Source organism: Sphaerisporangium melleum (assembly GCF_014646695.1).
Lineage (GTDB): Bacteria > Actinomycetota > Actinomycetes > Streptosporangiales > Streptosporangiaceae > Sphaerisporangium > Sphaerisporangium melleum.
Map to the genome: position 1 here is coordinate 1 of NZ_BMNT01000151.1, position 672 is coordinate 672.

Annotated in this window: 1 protein-coding gene; it reads left to right on the forward strand. The window is 68.9% G+C overall.

From position 1 onward, the window contains the following. A partial coding sequence (locus tag IEY93_RS37585; RefSeq protein WP_229691836.1) for a sensor histidine kinase occupies positions 1-672 on the forward strand: 672 nt, incomplete at both ends.

Consider the following 672-nt stretch of genomic DNA (forward strand, 5'->3'; position numbering starts at 1 on the left):
TACGGGATGAGTTCGCTGTCGACGCTGGTGGCCGAACTGTACGCCGCCCGCGGCAAACTCGCCCGCATGGCCGTCACCCGCGAACGCCTCCGCGTCGCCCGCGACCTGCACGACCTGCTCGGCTACAGCCTCTCCGCCATCACCCTCAAAACCGAACTCACCCACCGCCTCCTCCCCGGCCACCCCGACCGCGCCCGCGACGAGATCACCGACATCCTCACCGTCGCCCGCCAAGCCCTCGCCGACGTCCGCACCGTCGCCAACGGCTACCGCACCATGTCCCTCACCGCCGAAGCCCAATCGGCCACCAGCGTCCTCACCGCCGCCGACATCGACGTCACCACCACCATCACCATCCCCGAACTACCCCCCCACATCGAAACCGTCCTCGCCACCGTCCTCCGCGAAGCCGTCACCAACATCCTCCGCCACTCCAAAGCCCAGCACGCCACCATCCACGCCACCACCCACCACGACACCATCCGCCTCCACATCACCAACGACGGCGTCGAAACCACCACCCCCACCCCCACCGTCAACGGCGGCAACGGCCTCGGCAACCTCACCACCCGCCTCACCACCATCAACGGCCACCTCACCGCCGGCATCGACGACACCGGCCGCTTCCACCTCACCGCCCAGGCATCACTGAACCACCCGGCCCCCATGGAC